13 protein-coding genes are annotated in these 17,943 nt (G+C 64.0%); 4 read left to right on the top strand and 9 right to left on the bottom strand.

Annotated features, from left to right (window positions below):
• Position 1: 1 nt before the first annotated feature.
• From hisC to LG373_RS02105, 4 genes are all read right to left on the bottom strand, one after another.
• The gene (gene hisC, locus LG373_RS02120; protein ID WP_216529781.1) at positions 2-1,072 is read right to left on the bottom strand and encodes a histidinol-phosphate transaminase; all 1,071 of its coding nucleotides are present in this window, start codon (positions 1,070-1,072) and stop codon (positions 2-4) included.
• Positions 1,065-2,393, bottom strand: a complete 1,329-nt coding sequence (gene hisD / locus LG373_RS02115; RefSeq protein WP_225748853.1) for a histidinol dehydrogenase — start codon at positions 2,391-2,393, stop codon at positions 1,065-1,067. Before hisD ends, hisC begins: the two co-directional genes overlap by 8 nt.
• A 4-nt stretch (positions 2,394-2,397) precedes the next feature.
• Positions 2,398-4,113 (bottom strand): ATP phosphoribosyltransferase regulatory subunit, encoded by a 1,716-nt coding sequence (gene hisZ / locus LG373_RS02110; protein WP_216529779.1) that lies wholly within the window; start codon positions 4,111-4,113, stop codon positions 2,398-2,400.
• Positions 4,114-5,042: 929 nt separating this feature from the next.
• Positions 5,043-5,936 carry a DUF2797 domain-containing protein gene (locus tag LG373_RS02105; RefSeq protein WP_216529778.1) on the bottom strand — a complete coding sequence of 298 codons (894 nt, stop codon included), beginning with the start codon at positions 5,934-5,936 and terminating at the stop codon, positions 5,043-5,045.
• 314 nt (positions 5,937-6,250) lie between these two features.
• Between LG373_RS02105 and LG373_RS02100 the strand changes: the two genes are divergently transcribed.
• Positions 6,251-9,721, top strand: coding sequence for a hypothetical protein (locus LG373_RS02100; protein WP_225748852.1), 3,471 nt, complete (start codon positions 6,251-6,253; stop codon positions 9,719-9,721).
• Positions 9,722-9,821: 100 nt separating this feature from the next.
• Here the strand turns inward: LG373_RS02100 and LG373_RS02095 are convergent, their stop codons facing one another.
• The 5 genes from LG373_RS02095 to gatC all read right to left on the bottom strand — a co-directional run bounded on the left by LG373_RS02095 (position 9,822) and on the right by gatC (position 15,244).
• Positions 9,822-10,097 (bottom strand): holotricin-3, encoded by a 276-nt coding sequence (locus LG373_RS02095; protein WP_114568028.1) that lies wholly within the window; start codon positions 10,095-10,097, stop codon positions 9,822-9,824.
• Positions 10,098-10,152: 55 nt separating this feature from the next.
• Entirely contained in the window at positions 10,153-11,667 is a 1,515-nt protein-coding gene (locus LG373_RS02090) for a sodium:alanine symporter family protein (protein ID WP_114568029.1), read from the bottom strand.
• Between the two features lie 63 nt (positions 11,668-11,730).
• Positions 11,731-13,305 (bottom strand): Asp-tRNA(Asn)/Glu-tRNA(Gln) amidotransferase subunit GatB, encoded by a 1,575-nt coding sequence (gene gatB / locus LG373_RS02085; protein WP_216529776.1) that lies wholly within the window; start codon positions 13,303-13,305, stop codon positions 11,731-11,733.
• A gap of 2 nt (positions 13,306-13,307) precedes the next feature.
• Positions 13,308-14,933: an Asp-tRNA(Asn)/Glu-tRNA(Gln) amidotransferase subunit GatA gene (gene gatA / locus LG373_RS02080; protein ID WP_216529775.1), complete on the bottom strand. Its 1,626-nt coding sequence runs from the start codon at positions 14,931-14,933 to the stop codon at positions 13,308-13,310.
• The gene (gatC, locus tag LG373_RS02075) at positions 14,933-15,244 is read right to left on the bottom strand and encodes an Asp-tRNA(Asn)/Glu-tRNA(Gln) amidotransferase subunit GatC (RefSeq protein ID WP_114568032.1); all 312 of its coding nucleotides are present in this window, start codon (positions 15,242-15,244) and stop codon (positions 14,933-14,935) included. Before gatC ends, gatA begins: the two co-directional genes overlap by 1 nt.
• A 659-nt stretch (positions 15,245-15,903) precedes the next feature.
• Here gatC and LG373_RS02070 point away from each other — a divergent pair.
• Genes LG373_RS02070 through LG373_RS02060 form a run of 3 tightly spaced genes read left to right on the top strand, consistent with a single transcriptional unit; the run spans position 15,904 to position 17,880 of the window.
• The gene (locus LG373_RS02070; RefSeq protein ID WP_114566865.1) at positions 15,904-16,218 is read left to right on the top strand and encodes a PadR family transcriptional regulator; all 315 of its coding nucleotides are present in this window, start codon (positions 15,904-15,906) and stop codon (positions 16,216-16,218) included.
• Positions 16,215-16,853 (top strand): DUF1700 domain-containing protein, encoded by a 639-nt coding sequence (locus LG373_RS02065; protein ID WP_225748851.1) that lies wholly within the window; start codon positions 16,215-16,217, stop codon positions 16,851-16,853. Before LG373_RS02070 ends, LG373_RS02065 begins: the two co-directional genes overlap by 4 nt.
• On the top strand, positions 16,840-17,880 hold the full coding sequence (locus LG373_RS02060; RefSeq protein WP_225748850.1) for a DUF4097 domain-containing protein: 1,041 nt from the start codon (positions 16,840-16,842) through the stop codon (positions 17,878-17,880). Before LG373_RS02065 ends, LG373_RS02060 begins: the two co-directional genes overlap by 14 nt.
• The last annotated feature ends 63 nt before the right edge of the window (positions 17,881-17,943 follow it).

The raw sequence follows: 17,943 nt of genomic DNA, 5'->3' as shown, positions 1-17,943 counted from the left end.
GCTACCTCTTCTCCATGACGATGTCGCGCAGCGCGCGCAAAAACCGATCGTTCTCCTGCGGCGTTCCAATGCTCACGCGCAGGCAATCCTCCAAATGCGCAGCCCGGGACAGATCGCGCACCAAGATGCCGCGATCGTACAGCGCCTGCCAGGTCTGCGCCGCCGACTCCATGCGAAACAGCACGTAGTTCGCATCCGACGGAAACGGCTTGACGCCGGGAATCTTGCGCAAGCCCTCGATCACGCGAGCCCGCTCCTCGATGATGCGCCGGATGCCGGGCTCGAACTTCGCGCGGTTCGCGTACACCACCCGAGCCACCGCCTGCGAAACCGCGTCGACCGAATACGGCTGGCGCACCTTGGCGAACTCCCGAACCACGTCCGCGTCGCCCAGAAGATAGCCCATGCGCACGCCCGCCAGGGAAAACGCCTTCGAGAACGTGCGCAGGATCACCAGGTTCTTGTGGCGATCGAGATACGGGCGCATGGTTTGCCGCGAGAACTCGAAGTACGCCTCGTCCACCATGACGAGCGCGTCCGTCGCGTCGAGCAGCTCCAGCATGAACGTCTCGCCGGCCAGCTGTCCCGTGGGGTTGTTCGGGCTGGTCACCACCAAGTAATCGATGTCGCCTTGTGCCACCCGCGCCAGCACGGCCTCTTCGTCGATGGAGTAGTCGGCCCGGCGCGGCACGTCGACCACCGTCGTGCCCGTCAGGCGCGCGTTGTTGTCGTAGACCGAGAACGTGGGCGGCAGGTTCAAAAACGTGCGCCCGGGGCCGCCCCACGCCAGAGCCATGTTGAACAGCAGCTCGTCGCCTCCGTTGCCCACGAGCACCTGATCGCGATCCAGACCGTTCGCCTCGGCGATCATGTCACGCAGGTCGTTGGCCAGCGGATCCGGGTAGCGATTGAGCGGCAGGCGCTTCACTTCGCGCATGATCTCGTGCCGTATGTCCTGGTTCACGTCGTGCGGATTCTCGTTCGCCGACAAAAACGCCTCGGCCGGCAGGTACTTCGGATCGTACGGCGAAAGACTCGCCAGCTGCGGGGCAGGAAGGCGTACGCTACGCATCGGCACCGCCGTCCCCGGCCCCGAACACGTTCCCGCATTCCAGCAGGTTCTTGCGCATCTCGACGCTCTTCGCATGCGCCCACAGGCCTTCATGGCTCGCGATGGTCATGACGGCTTCCGCATCGCGAGCGAGCGCAGCCGACGAGTACTGGATGACGCTCGACTTCTTCACGAACTCGTCGACCGAGAGCGGGCTCGCGTAGCGCGCCGTGCCGCCCGTGGGAAGCGTGTGGTTCGGGCCGGCCACGTAGTCGCCCACAGCCTCGGGCGTCCAAGCGCCCAGGAAGATAGCGCCCGCGTTGCGAATGGCGCCCAAAAGATCGAAGGCGTGGTCGACGTGCAGCTCCAGGTGCTCGGGCGCGATGACGTTCACGGCTTCGAGCGCTTGGTCCATGCTGTCGCACACCACCACGAGCCCCTGGTCGGCAAGGGACGCGGCCGTGATCTCGGCGCGCGTGGAGGACTCCAGGTGCCGCTCGACCATGCGCTCCACCTCGTCGGCGTACGCTTCGTCGAACGTGACCAGGTAGCACGCCGCCAAGGGGTCGTGCTCGGCCTGGGCCATGAGGTCGATGGCCACGAGCGCCGGATCGGCCGTGGCGTCGGCCACCACGCACACTTCTGACGGGCCCGCGATCATATCGATGCCGACATCGCCCGAGACGATCTTCTTCGCAGCCGCCACGTAGGCGTTGCCGGGACCCGTGATCTTCGCCACCGGCTCGATGGATTCGGTTCCGTACGCCAGCGCCCCTACGGCCTGCGCGCCACCCACCGTGTAGATCTCGGTCACGCCCGAAATGCGGCAGGCCTCCAGAATGGCCGCGTCCACGCCCCCGCCGGGAGCGGGAGGCGTAACGCACACGATGCGCGGCACGCCGGCCACGGCGGCGGGCAGGGCGTTCATGAGCACGGTGGACGGATAGAGCGCGCGGCCGCCCGGCACGTAGATGCCCACCGACTCCAAAGGCTCCACCTTGCTGCCCACGAGCGCGCCGTCCTCGCGCACGGTGAACCAGCTTTGCTGGCGCTGGCGCTCGTGGAAGTCGCGGATCTGGTCGGCTGCCTGGCGCAGCGCCTTGACCGTGCGGTCGTCGACGCGGGTCACCGCTTCGGCAATGTCGGCATAGGGCACGCGGAAATCATCCACGCGCACGCCGTCGAAGCGCTCGGTGTAGTCGCGCAAGGCCGCGTCGCCGCGCTCGCGCACATCCGCGATGATGTCGGTGGCTGCCGCAAGGGCCTCGGCGTTGAAAGCGCCGGTGCGCTTGAGGTGGGCGTTCGAGAATACTTCGCCGGGTGCAAGGGTAACACGACGCATGGGCTTACTCCTGTTCTGCATTCTGCTGCGACGCGGGCGCATCCGCGCCCTGCTGCAATGCCTGGGCCAATTGTACGATACGAGCGTCCGTGCGAAACGCGCAGGCGTTCGCGAAGAACCGAGCGGTCGACGACAGCACCTCTTCGACCACCACGAGGTCGTTCTCCTTGAGCGTGGTGCCGGTGGCCGTGATGTCCACGATGCGCTCGGCCATGCCCGTCAAGGGGGCGAGCTCGATGTTGCCGTGCAGCTTCACGATCTCCACCTGCGTGCCCGTTTTCGCGTAGTGGGCCTGCGTGATGCGCGGGTACTTCGTAGCCACGCGGATGGATCCCAGCTCGCGATGGTGCGCCGCCGTGGCCTCGGCCGCGCCGGCAGGTTCGGCCACCACGAAGCGGCACGCTCCGAACCGCAGGTCCACCAGCTCCACGACGTCGGGGGACGCCTCCAGAAGCGAGTCCTTTCCGCAGACGCCGCAGTCGGCAGCGCCCAGCGCCACGAACACGGGCGCGTCAGTGGGCCGCACGATGACGTAATCCACGCCGGGGTTGCTGATGATGAGCTGGCGCCCCGAATCGGCAAGGCCCGACACATCCAGGCCCGCATCGGCCAGCGCCTTGATGGTGCCCGGGTTCAGGGAGCCCTTGGGAACCGCGACGCGCAGGGGACGCTCGTCCTCGGGCACCGCCGCCCGTTCGCGGGCGGCAGCGGCCATCGCCTGCTCCAGGAAGAACGCGAAGCCGGCGGCGGGACGGCTTTGGCCGTACGCGGCGATCATGTTGTCGTAGCGACCGCCGCTGCCCAAAGGCGCGCCCACGCCCGGCGCGTACGCCTCGAACACGATGCCCGTGTAATAATCGAACGAGCTCATGACCGAGAAATCGACCAGGATGCGCGCGCCGAGCCCCGCTTGCGCAAGCAGGTCGTACGTGCGAGCGAAGTCGTCCAGGCCGTCTTCGCAACCCAACGGCGCCACGAGCGCACGTACCTCGTCGATCGCCTCGCGGCCGCCGCGGACGCGCGGCAGCGCGCGGATGGCGGCGGCGAACACCGGAGGGACCGCGACGCGACCCGTGAAGCGATCGGGATTCGAGACGGGATCGACCGGCGGGACCGCCCCCTCGGGGCTTGTCAAGCGATCGAGCTCCACGAAGTTCGAGGCGTGGTACGCATCGAGCACCTGCTCCTTCCACCAAGCGGGCGCGCCACTTGCCTCCAGAAGCGCGCGCAGGACGCCCACCGTGGCAAGCGCCATGGTGCAATCGCGTACGCCCGCCAGGGAAAGCGCCTCGGCGAGAAGCCCCACCACCTCGGCATCGGCCTCGGGGCCCGACACGCCGATGCACTCGACGCCCATCTGCGTAAGTTCGCGCGCGGCGGCTTGCAGCTCCACTTCGGCCTCGCGGAACACGCGTTGCATGTAGCGGAACCGGAACGGCCCGGGCTGGCCCGGCAGCCGCGTGGCCACCATGCGCGCCACTTGCAACGTTACGTCGGGACGCATGGCCAGCAGGTCGCCTTGCGAGTCGAAGAACTTGAAGGGGGATCCGGGCAGACGGCCGCTCGCCCGCATGACGTCCATCGCTTCGAGCGTGGGCGTTTCGATGGGCGCGTATCCGCACGAAGCGAACCGATCCTGCACGGCGCGTGCGATGAGCTCGCGCTGCTGCGCTTCTTCTGACAGCACGTCTCTGAAACCTGCCGGCGTTGCGAAATTCATCGGCTCCTCTTCCCTGCTCGTCTTGGCATTGCACCTGTTCGTTATGGCGCGCTGCGGCGTTGTGGCCGCGGGCGCGCTGCGTGGCGGCGCGGCTTGCGTTGCCGTGCGGCTTGCGTTGCTGCGCGGCTTGCGTTGCCCCGCGCGCCTCCACGCTGCGGTCGCGAACCCGCCCCGTGCGTCGTACTTTATCACAGTAGAGTAGTAAAGCAAGAAGAATATGGGATTGCCTGCATTTTACGACGCGAACGGCACATCGAGAGCGGTTTACCGGCAAAAGCAGCGATGCGCTGCGTGCAAGCGGCGACAAGGCATGTCGCCAGAAGCGCCAGCTTCGACGCGTGCGCGCGGCGGCGGAGCCTGCTCGCTATTCACGAGCAGCAGCAAGAAGGACCGACACGGCATTTGCAACTCGAAGCAAGGGGGCGCGCACGAAAAACCGCCTTCGCTGGCAGGTTTTGACGGTTTGAGGTCTTCGAAAGCAGCAGGACGAACGCCCGCGAACGCGCGATGCAGCAGACCAGCGCTATGAGCAGGCGAAACGCAAAGCAAGCCGCACAGCGGCGGACAGGACGCTCGCCCTGACGACCCCTAAACGTCAAAACCTGCCAGCAAACGGGATTTTTCGTGCGCAAGGCATCTGCGCAGGAGTCGCAATGCCTCTGCGCGGAGGCCGCGAGCACGCAATCACACGTAGGGCCTTCGTCCACTCCGGCAGCATCGAGGCAAGACCTCCGCGCGGCAATCGCAAACACCCGCACATGCACAAAAGGGACGCACACCCCTTCGAAGCCAAAAACGAACCGATGGCGCACCCCTGCGCCTCGCTTCGCCTGCCAGCGGCGCAAGCAGGAGGCGGGTCAGCCGCCCAAACGACCACCGCTCTCCCGCCAGCGCGTGCGCCGCCGCCCGCACAGCGGCCCGCGAACAACCTAGAACAGCGAGAACTGCTGAGGCTCGAAGGCGTATTCGCAGATGACCTCATCCTTTAGAAGCTCGACCTCATGGGACTCCCAATCCTTCACCGCCACCACGTAGTTGGTGCCGCTCTGCTCGAAAACGAGCGCGCCGCCCACCATGCCGATGCAACGGCCGCCGCATTCGCCTTCGTGCCCATCGGGAATCTGCAGGTCGTGCACGTCAGGCGACGGGCCGCCGAAGTAGTAGGGCGAAAGATCCTGCGCCGGCTCGGCGTCCTCAAGGCCCAAGCGCTCCGCCGTAGCGTCAAGCACGCGCTTCGCCTCGGAAAAGTCGAACCGCGCCTCGACGAGCAGCTTCGTCTTCACGGAAGCGCGCATGGTTTCCAGAATGCCCTGCTGCGAACACAGCGCGGCTTCCAGTTCGCGCGCATCGTCCGCACAGCCGAACCGCCCCACAATGCGAGCCGCACGAGCGCCCTGCTCGAGCAAGCGCTCGATGCCGCGCGTTTCAGACGAGATGCCGGCCTTCACGTGCTGGGGCGAGAAATAGGCCAGGTACGTGAAATGCGGCGTCAGATTGTAAGCGCGCTGCTGGGCGGAAATAAAGTCGGCATAGTAGAACGAAGGGTTGAAGCCCGTGGCTTCGATACACGCGGGGCACATGGTTTCCTTCGCATCGGGCAGCAGCTCCACGTTGAGCGGGCACGTGCTTTTCACCTGCGTTTCCAAGTCGAAACGCCCTACGCAGCGACGTCGCGGCAGTCGCTTGAGCGAGAAAGTCTTGCCCAGAACCGAAAAGCGCAGCTGCTCCGCTCGGTCCACATCGTTAATCAACAGATAGGGGCCATTCTCATCGAACCCGTGCCCCGCCAGAACAGCCGTGCGGCCGTGAAAAAAATTCGTCATATCAGCATCCTTGTGCAACTCGTACAGACCAGATCACCTTTTTCGCCCGAAATGATAGCGCACAAGAAGCATTCGATGCGAGGGTAATCGGGCAAACGTCAAAAATCCCACGCATCCCAAACACGAGGCGCTTGCGGGACGCCGCGCGCGATCGCGACCAAACGCAACCGGCAAGCGACCCGAAAGAAGACAAATCCTCGCGCCGGAGACGATCTTCTGCGGATCCGGCGCCTTCTGTACGCATCTGGTGTTTTATACTATCGCTGATGCGTTTACCAGTAAAACGGTCCGCCCTGCCATAGAATCGAGGCACCATGACGCGCCCCACACCAGCCTCCGCATCCATGCCGCTTGCTTTTGCGATGATCGCAGCGCTCCTGATCGCCGTCGCCTGCGCGCTTCCCGCGCATGCGTACGCCGAGGAAGCAGGAGCCGACGACCCGCCCATCCCGAAGATCGTCGGCTCGTTCGACAAGGACGCGTACGAACCCGGCGATCAGGCCGTCGTCACGTTCTCCGTTGCGAACAACACGCCTGTCACCTGGAACAAGGTGCGGCTGGAAGCCCAACTGCCGCAGGGCGTGAAGCTGGCTCGCGACGGCGATGCCACGGCTCGTGAGGCCGACACGCTGGCAGCTGGCGAAACGATCGAGCTGAAGCTGAACGTCTTGTTCGAATCCTCCCTGTTCAAGCGGCTTGCGCCCACGGGCGATAGCGGAAGCGCCGCCGGCATCGCGCTGGCGGCCGCTGCAGCTGCGGGCTTCATCGCGCTGGCGGCCGCCACGTTCTCGCGCAAGCAGGCGCGCAGCCGCCGGGCGAAGGGGACCATGGGGGCGCTCATGAGCGTCGTGCTCGTAGCGGGCTTGGCGCCCCTGGTGCCGCGCGAAGCCCACGCTGACGAAGCGAGCGAACAGGGCGCGGTGACCTCGTTCACCCTCGAAGGTTCCGCAACCTGCACCGTGCCGGGCGCCACCGTAGCCGCCACGCTCACGGTTGGGTCCACCGACCAGGAAGCCGCGTTCTCCCAAGCGAACGTGGAAGTGGTCGACGGAGCAGCCGCCTCGGCGAATGCGAAACGCGCCCGGATCAACCTGGTGTCCAGCCTGCCCTTCGCCGACAAGCCGTCCATCGACGCCATCTCGCTCGACGGCGATTTCAAAAACCTGTCCGTCACCGCCGTCGAACATGCCGGAACCGCGACGATGCTCGACGGCACCGAGGGATCGGCCCTCGCCGTCACCCTCGAAGGCGACCTTGGGGCACCGGGCGCGCGAGGAGTCATGATCTTCGGCCCGGGATCGTTCGCCGACGCCGCCGCAAGCGGCGAAGCCACGCTGGCCGTCGAAGGGGCCCTCATCACGTTCGATGTTGACGAGGGTTCCTACGAAAACAGCACGTTCACCTTCCCCGTTTCGCTCGAGAACGGGCGGTTCTCTGCAGGCGCGCAGGCTGCGCATTTCGCCTTCAGCGATCGAGCCCTATCCGCTGCGTCGTTTACCGTCGACGCGAACGACGCGACGCGCGGCACCCTTGCCGTGACGGTAACCGCCGACACGCCGCTCAACCAGTTCAAGGCGCTGTCCGCCGCCCTCGATGCCGACGACCAGCTTACCGTCGATCCAGCCGCCCTTGACGGAGAAGCCCCCGTCGCCATCGCGCACCCCTATTACTATGATGGAGACGATGCTACCGAAGACGCTGTCTCCACCGCCGATGCCGCAGCAGCCGTTCCGTACGGCACGGTAAAGGCGGAAAGCGTCACGGAAAACAAGGACGGTTCCCTGACCGTGCACAGCACGGTTGAGTTCAGCGCACTGGACGGCAGCGTGAATATCACCGATTCCAGCCTGACCAACAACTCCCAGATCACCCTACCGGGTCAAGCCCCCACCCTCCCCCCCGGCTACGACACCAGCGAATCGGGAGACGAGGGAATCCTGGAAAAGAACCCAGGAGCCGTGAAGTTCACCGAGGTGCGCAAGAACGGCTTCGATTTCGATTTCGCCATCGACGCCGCCACGGTGAAAAGCTGGTATGGCGCCTATGTTGACGCGTACGCCGGAAGCGGCCTTTCTGAAAAGGAGGAAAAAGAAAAGGCTCGGGAGCAGTTCCTCAACGAGATGACGCAGCTCATGTGCGGCCACGAGGTCGACCTGGCCGACGGCGTGGTCCTCAACAAGCTGGGCATCGCCCAGGGACCCTGCGCCATCAACCTCTCCGACGAATCGCTGGCCAACATCGTAGGTGGAACGGCGCTTTACAGCCAAGAGGACGACATGCGCACCGCGAAAATGGTGTTCGAGGTGCTGGAGAAGCTGGTTTCGGCTATCAGCTACTTCTGCTCGTCCGACCCATCCAACATCGGCCAGGGCATCTCGCAGATCCTGGGTATCATCGCCGCGCTGCTGGAAACCGGCCCCCAATACGACATCAAGGACGTGCTTGACGAACTGAATCAGATGAAGGGCCAGCTCACGCGCATGGAAACCAGCGTTGACAACCTGGCTATCCAGCTGCGCGCCATCGACAAGCGCGGCGGCTTCGAGTCGGACTGGTACCAGGTGAAGTGGCTCATGGACCATCTGAACAGCTACGGAACCCTGTACACGGCAACCATCGGGAGCATGACAAAGGAAGAACTGGCGAACGGAGGCGCGGACGCGGAGGTCTTCGAAAAATTGACGGACGAGAACCAGGAGACGCTGACGAACTTCAAGCAAGCCATCGACGCCAAAAACGGGCTGCTCAGCACCACCGTGTACGCCGACACGGTGAACCTGGGCAGCATGATCACAGGAACCGGTACCAAAGACGTGGTGAGCGACTACTACAACTGGATCGAAACGTACTACAACTGGGATCCGGAAACCTTCGAGATCAAAGACGTGTACCTGGGCTGCATGATCACCTCGTACCTGTACGGCTACATGTCGTCCATGGCATACCTTTCGGCAGTCGAGGGCACTGGCACTGACGCCGAGAAACTCAACGCCACGCTCGCCAAAGAAGACCTCAAGAAACAGGCAGATCAGGTGTTGAAGAAGCTTGTTGGGCAACGAGAGCGCGTGTGGGACCAAGAATCTATGACCTATAAGGAAAAGTTCCAGAAGTCCCCGCTGCGCCAAGCAACCGAGCCGCTTGCGAACAAAAAAATACGCTGCTTGATCAACGAGCATGTGTATTCGCTCGACAACCACACCGGCCCGCTTTCCGGGCGCATGTACGACGATGCATACTTCGGAAACGCTTCGTTCGGGAAGAGCGTAGATCGCGAAGACGTCCTGATGTACTCGTTCACCGGCGATCTCAATCTGGCTCAATGGCAGCAGATGGAAGCAAACCTGCCCCAGATCCGAAAGATCAAGTACAACCAAAGGCCCCTTCACGACTACGAGCTGAACATGAGCGACGCAAGCAACATCTTCAGCGAACTGCGCGCGCTAGGCTTCACTATGCTCGCGACCCGCACCAGCAACACCCATACCGGCGACTACCCCAAGGGGCGTCCGAAACCGCTCGTGCAGTGGAAGAGCAAGGAAGCGCCGCCCGCCCATGTGGTGGTAAGCGATGCGAGCTACAACAAGGTGAGCGACCAGCTAGCTGTTCGCCACGTGCGCACCGTTTCGGTAGACGTGTACGACATCAAGACATCCCGGGTAATGCGCGGCGTTACGGCCGCGCGGCACGAAAGCGTGTACTGGGTGGGCTACGGCTGGGGCTACCTCCACGACGTATGGCCCTGGTGCACCTCGGAGACGAAATACGAAAATAGAGGAATGGTATAGGACACATTGGAACGAACAACGAAAAGGGGCGGGACCCGAATCAGGATCCCGCCCCTTTTTTGCGCAAAGCCCGTTTCAACGACGGCGGCACGCGAATCGCTTAGCCAACCTGCATCGCCTGCACGGCTTGCGACATGGTCCACGCGAAGTACACGGTTACGGCTACGAACACCGTGCAGAGCAGCTTCACCACGATATGCCAATCGCTGCGCCACACCAGCACGATACCCACCGGCCAGAATATCACCAAGAAGAAGATGATCCAAAACGTCTGGTCGTACCACTTCTTAGGATTATCGTCTTCTACCAGGTCGTTCGCGTTCTGTCGCAGATCCTTGCGCTGCCAGTCTCCCGGACGCCTTTCGTTGCCTGCCATGAGTCGCTTCCCTTCCCGTGCATGTTCTCGGGCGACCGAGCCGCCCGACTCTTCGCTACTTCAATCCTGCGTACTCCGCATCAAGCGCCTCGTCCAGATACTCCTGCACCGGAGGCTTGCCGTAATCCTCGACCTCCGACACGTGCCAGCAATCGGTCTTCGGCAAACCGGGAATGCTGTCGGCCACGAACACCGGGTCGACGCCCTGCTTGCGCTGGCGCGTGTAGTCGTCGAGCGCAGCCAGCGCCCATTTGCCCAGAAGCAAGATGGCGATCAGGTTCACCAGCGCCATGAAGCCCATGAAGATGTCGGCCAGGTTCCACGCCAGGTCGAAGCTATTGACGGCACCGTAGAACACCACGCCCAGGCACACCAGGCGAAACACCGTCAACAGCACTTTGCTGTTGCCCTTGATGAAGCGCAGGTTGCTTTCGGCGTAGAAATAGTTGCCGATCAAGCTGGAGAACGCGAACGCGAAGATGGCGAACGTGATGAAATGAATGCCGATCTCGCCCACCGAGTTGTTCACGGCCATCTGCACAAGCGGCATGCCGTTGAGCGACGCGGCAGCCTCGGGGTCCTGCACGTAGAACACGAGCACCATCATAGCCGAGCACGTGCAGATGAGCAGCGTGTCGATGTACACGGAGAGGCTTTGCACGAGACCCTGCTTGACCGGATGCGACACGCTGGCCGTAGCGGCGGCGTTCGGAGCGGAGCCCATGCCGGCCTCGTTGGAGTACAGGCCGCGCTTGATGCCCAGCATGACCACCGATCCGGCGAATCCGCCGAAGATGGACTGGAAATCGAACGCCGAGGCGAACACGAGCGAGAACACGGCCGGCAGCTCGCCGATGTTGACGATAGTGGTCCACAGCGCGATGGCGATATAGCCGAGCGCCATGATGGGCACGATGATGGAAGTGATGATGCTGATGCGCTTCGCACCGCCGAAGATCACGAACGCGGTCATGACGGCCAGCACGATGCCGCAGGCCACCGCCGCACCGTTCGTGGCGTAATCGGGAATGTAGTACTCGAGCGCCGACGTCGCGTTGAACGCCTGCAGCCCGTTGAACCCGAAGGCGAAGCACAGGATGAGCAGAATGGCGAACACGATGCCCAACCAGCGCGCGCCGAGCGCCTTTTCAATGTAGTACGCCGGACCGCCGCGGAACTCGCCGTCCTTGCCGCGCACCTTCCAGATCTGCGCGAGCGTCGACTCGACGAACGCCGAAGCCGCGCCGATGATCGCCATCAAGCCCATCCAGAACACCGCGCCCGGGCCTCCCGTGGCAATGGCCGTGGCCACGCCTGCGATGTTGCCCGTGCCCACGCGGCTGGCAGTGGAAACCATCAGCGCCTGGAACGACGAGATGGAGCGTTCCCCTTGAACGTGCTTCTTCTCCGTCAACTGCGTGAACATATCCTTGATGTAACGGATCTGCACGCCCTTCGTGCGAATGGTGAAGTACACGCCCACGAACACGAGCAGTATCAGCAGGATGTACGTGTACAGGTACCCGCTTACCTCGCCGGTGAAATTCACCAGCATTTCGTTGATGTCCATGCATCCCCTTTCTCAAAAGTCCGCGGGCCGTCGCTCCTCCCCGAAGAACGACGGCCCGTCACGTTAGCCCAGCTTGCTTGCAAGCAGTTCGTTGATAACCTTGGGATTGCCCTGGCCGCGCATCTCCTTCATGCACTGGCCCACGAAAAATCCGATGAGGCCGGTCTTGCCGCCGCGATACTGCTCCACCTTGTCGGGGTTCGCAGCCAGAACCGCGTCCACCACAGCCTCGATGGCGCCCGTGTCCGACACCTGCTTCATGCCGCGCTCGTCCACGATGGCCAACGGATCCTTGTCCTCGTCGAGCACGGCTGCGAACACTTCCTTGGCCTGCTTGGACGAGATGACGTCCTGAGCCTGCAAGCCCACAAGCTCGATCGCGCGCGCGGGCGTGAGCGGCGAGGATGCCAAATCAACGTCTTCGTGCGCGTTCAGATACGCCGTCACATCGTTGATGACCAGGTTCGCCACGGGCTTCGCCAGCTTACCTGCGTCCGCGCCCGCCGCCTCCATGCACTCCTCGAAGAAGTTCGCTGTGACGCGGTGATCCACCAAATGGCGCGCATCGTAGGCCGAGAGCCCGAACGCGTCCTCGAAACGGGCTGCCTTCTGAGCGGGCAGCTCGGGCAGCTTCGCCCGCACCGACTCGATCCACTCGTCGGACAGATCGTAGGGAGCCAGATCGGGATCGGGGAACAGACGATAGTCGTCGGCCGTCTCCTTCACGCGCATGACGATAGTGCGCTTCTGGGACGGATCCCAGTGACGCGTCTCCTGGTAGATCTGGCCGCCTTCTTCAAGCACCTCGGCCTGGCGGCAGATTTCGTAGGCCAAGCCGTCGTGGAGGTTCTTGAAGCTGTTCATGTTCTTGAGCTCGGTCTTCACGCCGAACTCCTTCGCGCCCCGACGGCGCAGCGACACGTTGCCGTCACAGCGCATGCTGCCCTCTTCCATCGAGCAGTCCGAGATGCCGAGCGCCAGGTAGATCTGGCGCAGCTTCTGCATGAACAGGCGCGCCTCTTCGGGCGTGCGCAGGTCGGGCTCGGTCACCAGCTCGGTCAGCGGCGTGCCGGCGCGGTTGTAGTCCACCAGCGAATGCGTAGCGCCGGCGATGCGGCCCTCGCCGCCGCCCACGTGCACCATCTTGCCCGCGTCCTCTTCCATGTGGATGCGCGTGATGCCCACGTGCGCGGTGTAACCGTCGGCCGTGCGCGTCACGTTGCCGCGGCTCTCGCCCACCTCGAGCCCGTCCAGGTCGATGCGCTCCTTCGCAGCCGGGCCGTCCACGTCCAAATCCAAATGCCCGCGCATGCAGAAGGCCACGGGGCCCTGCGTGGTCTGGAAGTTCTTGGACATGTCGGGGTACATGTACGTCTTGCGGTAGAACATCGAGTGCTTCTCGATGTCGCAGTTCGTAGCCAGGCCCGCCAGCACGATGGACTCGATGGCGGAGCGGTTGGGAACCGGCAACGCCCCGGGAAGCCCCAGGCACACGGGACACGTGTGGGTGTTCGGCTCGGCGCCGAACTCCAGCTTGCAGCCGCAGAACATCTTGGTGTCGAGCGTGGTGAGCTCGGCATGGATCTCAAGGCCGATGACGGCCTCCCAATCCTGCAGGACCTCTTCAAGCTTGCGCATGGCTACTCACCTGCCCTTTCCACCTGCGAGGGAGCGCCGTCGGCAGCGCCCTTCTCCGTTAGCAAACCCGGCAGATCGACGCCCGGAACCGCATCGGCGGCGTCGGGGATGGTCGCGGGAGCGGTCTTGATAGCCGGAGCCTCGCCCGTAAAGTCCGGCGCCACGGGAGCCGGCCCGTACACCGTTTCGAGCGCGGCGGCCACGCGCAGCATGTTCTCGTCCTTGAACGGCGGCGCGATCAACTGCACGCCGACGGGCAGGCCCGTTTCGGCGCCCAGCCCCACCGGCAGGCTCATGCCGCCGTTGCCGGCGATGTTGATGGAGATGGTGAACATGTCGGACAGGTACATCTCCGTGGGGTCCGACACCTCGCCGAACGTGAACGCCGTGCGCGGGGCAACAGGCGAGAGAATGCAATCGACCTGCTCGTAGGCGCGTGCGTAATCCTGCGTGATGAGCGTGCGGACCTGCTGCGCCGGGTAGTAGTACTGCTCGTACACGCCCGCGGACAGCAAGTAGCTGCCCAGCATGATGCGGCGGCGCGCTTCCGGACCGAAGCCCTTCGCGCGGCTGGCCTCGTACTGGCCACCCAGGTCTTTATGGTCCGGGTCGCAGTAGCCATAGCGCACCGAATCGAAACGCGCCAGGTTGCTGAACGCCTCGCACGGGCCCAGCACGTAGTACGCGCTCATGGCGGCCTGCGCGTTGGGCAGGTCCACCTCGATCAGCTCGGCGCCCAGCGCGCGCAGATGATCGGCCGCTTCCTCGACCTTCGCCTTCACTTCCGACGTCAAGCCCTGCGCGTCCATGAACGCCGGCACGATGCCGATCTTCATGCCGCGCACGCCCTCCGCCAGATTCGCGGTGAAGTCCGTGCGCACGTCCTGGCTGGTGCAGTCGAGCGCGTCGCGGCCGGAAATGGCGTTCAGCGCGTACGCCGCGTCCTCGACCGAGCGCGCGAACGGCCCTACCTGGTCGAGCGAGCTGCCGAACGCCACCACGCCGTAGCGCGAGACCACGCCGTACGTGGGCTTGACGGCCACGATGCCGCAGAAGCTGCCGGGCTGGCGGATGGAGCCGCCCGTGTCGCTGCCGAGCGAGATGGTGGCCAGGCCCGCAGCCACGGCCGACGCGCTTCCGCCCGAAGAGCCGCCCGGCACGCGGGAGAGGTCCCAGGGGTTCTTGGTGGCGCCGAATGCGCTGGTCTCCGTGGAGGAGCCGAACGCGAACTCGTCCATGTTGAGCTTGCCAAGCGGGATGCCGCCGGCTTCGATGGTGCGCGCGGCGCACGTGGCGGTGTACGGGGACACGTAGTTGGCCAGCATGCGCGAGGAGCACGTGGTGTGCGTGCCCGCCAGGTTCATGTTGTCCTTGAACGCCACCGGCACGCCCGCGAGGGGGCCGGCCGCAGCCAGATTGCCGGCCGCCACGGCGGCGTCCACTTTCGAGGCTTGCTCGAAGGCCAGCTGCTGCGTGGTTTCAAGGTACGCATGCGTGGCGCCGTCGAGCGCGCGCACGCGAGCGAGCGACGCCTCGGCGATCTCGCGCGCCGAGAACTCCTTCGCGGCAAGACCTTCCCGAATGGCGCGCACGCTCATGCAGGTGAACACGTTGCTTGCTTGCGTCATCAGCGATCGCCTCCTTCGCCCAAAATGGACGGGATGAGGAAGCTGCCGTCCTGCTGCTTGGGCGCGTTCTCAAGCGCGACCTCTTGCGAGAAGCCGGGCTCTTCGGCATCCTCGCGCATGACGTTGGACAAGCCGCCGATGGGATGGAAGGTGGGCTCGACCCCGGAAAGGTCGTATTCGGTGATGGGCTTCAGGCTGTCCACGATGGCGTTGAGGTCGACGGTCATCTGCGCCACCTCGTCGCCGGAAAGCCCGATGCGCGCGTACTCCGCGATGTCGCGGACGTCGCGTTCGGTCAAATGCTGGGTCATAGGGCTTGCTCTTTCCTTCTCTCGTTTTCACCCGCGTCGCGCGCTTTGCGGCAACGGGGGTGGAAGAGGTGAAACCATAACCGAACCATAATAGCAAACCCGCAGCCCCTGCGGCGAAATACGCCCTATGCGCTTGGATATTTCTTGGCTGCGCGGGGCATGCGGAGACGCGCGGGCGCAAGGGACGTGCGTGAAGGGCGCGGGTGCAAACGCTGCCCATGGTCACGCTTTCTGCACGGTTTTGCCCTCAATGTTGCGCATGGTTCGCGCATTGGACGCGCCCTCCCTTGGAAGCGTGCACCCCCGCGGACGTTTTACCTGGTCGCACAGGGGCGGGATCGGGGCGTACCAAGCCGAGCGCAACATTGAGGGCAAAAGTGCGCATCGCAAGCTTGATTCGCGCCCAGGCTCTCAAGAACCATCTTCGCTTGAGGATGAAATCCGTAGACCCAATCGCCGCGGAAGCCCCGCCCGCCCACGCCGAGACGCGGCTCCCGCGGCGATTGACAGCGAAAAAGACGCCGATAAGGCGAAGGACGGGACTCGATACCGGCGAGCGCGCTCCCCGACACCGGACAAAGCGGCTCCGACACGCCCTCCATACCACTTGACGCCTTATACTATGTATCATATAGTATAAGGCGAAAGGAGGTATGCGAATGGATGCACAACTGAAGCGAGGCTTCCTCGACGTCTGCGTGCTCGCGTCGATCAATCGGCAGGATTCCTACGGGTACCAGATAGTCAAAGACGTCCCCGAAAGCCTGCACCTCACGGAATCGACTCTCTATCCCCTGCTCAAACGATTGGAAGCAGCGGGATATCTGACCGTGTACGCAGTCGAACACAACGGGCGCCTGCGCAAGTACTACCGGATCACGCCGGAGGGCACCGCCTACCTGAACACCTTCCTGGACGAATGGGATGACGTCATGAACGTCTACGACTACGTAAAACGAGGTGCAAACCGATGAACAAATCAGAATTCGCACGCGATCTGCGGCGAGCATTGGGCAAACTGCCATCATACGAAGTGGAGCAGTCGATCAATTTTTACACGGAGGCCATCGAGGATAGGATCGAAGACGGCATGACTGAGCACGAAGCCGTAGCCGCGCTCGGCTCCGTAGACGCGATCGCAGCGCAGATCATCGCCGAAACGCCGCCCATTCCGAAGGCCATCGCCAAGGCGAACACCGGCAGCCGCACGCTCAACATCGTGCTGCTGGCCGTGCTCTCCCCCATCTGGGTGACGCTGGCGTTGGCGTTCGCTATCACGGTGCTCTCCATCTACATGGCCATTTGGGGCGTCATCGTGGCGCTGTGGGCCGCCGTGATCGTACTGCTGCTGTGCGCGCCCATCGGCGCGTTCGGCCTCGCCTGGTGCGCGGCCATCGGGCACCCGATCTCGGGCGCCTGGATCTTCGGCTGCGGGCTTACCGGCACCGGCATAGGGCTGTTCTCCTGGTTCGGCGTCCTTACCGCCAGCAAGGGCCTGGTCAACCTCACCCACACGTTCGCCTGCTGGGTGAAGGGGCTGTTCATCAAGCTGCAGCGCACCGACGCCAACCCGATCGCACCGGAAGGAGCAACCCATGTCCAAAGGTAAGAAGACGTTGCTTATCGTGGCAACGGTCCTCGTCGTCAGCGGCTGCGCCATCTCCTTCGGTGCGTTCGCGGCGGCCGGGTTCAATCCCGAGAACCTCTCGACCGAATCACGCAGCTGGACTCCCACCACGAAGACGTTCCGCCCTGAAGCGGAAAGTCCCCACACCGCCATCGTCCTACGCGACGAAGGCCAGAACGTGCGCATCGAGGCAACCGACGGCGACGCCATCGAAGTGACGTACTGGACGAACGAACGGAAGCGCTTCGACGTGACGGACAACGGCGGCACCATCACCGTCAAGGGGTCGCACGAATCGTACATCGGCATCATGATGATCGGATCGTTCGAGGACCATACCACCGTCGTAAAGGTTCCGCGCAGCTACGTCGGCACGCTCGACGTCGACCTTATGAGCGGCAGCATGGACATGACGGGCCTGGACGGCTTGGATTCCGTCACAGCGAAGACCGCGAGCGGCGACGTCAAGCTCGCCCGCCTCGTCGCCAACGACATCACGACGAGCACGGCCAGCGGCAACGTGCTGATATCGAACGCTCGGTGCTCTCAGCTGAGCGCCACCACGATGAGCGGCAACGTGGATCTCTCCGACATCGAGGCGTCCGAAATCGTGAAGCTCGACACCACGAGCGGCAGCCAACTGCTGCGGGGCGTGAGCACCCTCGCCCTCGATGCGCATATGGGCAGCGGCGACATCCTGGCAACGAACGTGTCCGCCGTCGACGCGAAGTTCGATGCCGTGAGCGGCAGCGTGAGCGCCTCGTTCGTCGGATCGGATCGCGAGTACGTCATCGAAGCCTCGTCGGCGAGCGGCAGCGTGTACGCTCCGGCGGGCAGCGCCACGGCTTCACGCCGCGTGAGCGCCCACACGATGAGCGGCGACGTGACGCTCACGTTCTCCGACGGCGGTGCGAGCGGCAGCGAAAGCAGCGCCTCGAACCCGCCATCCTTCCCGGAAGCGCCCGAAGCACCGAAGGCTCCCGAAGCGCCTGCGGCTCCGACCCTCTAAACCCCCTGCGCGAAAGCATGGAGGAGGCCCGCGGCAACCGCTGCGGGCCTCCTCCGCACAGCA

Origin of the sequence: Paraeggerthella sp. Marseille-Q4926 (genome assembly GCF_916618935.1) — a bacterium.
GTDB lineage: Bacteria > Actinomycetota > Coriobacteriia > Coriobacteriales > Eggerthellaceae > Paraeggerthella > Paraeggerthella hominis.
The sequence above is the reverse complement of the archived record's forward strand: the minus strand, read 5'-3'. Positions and strand labels throughout refer to the sequence as shown.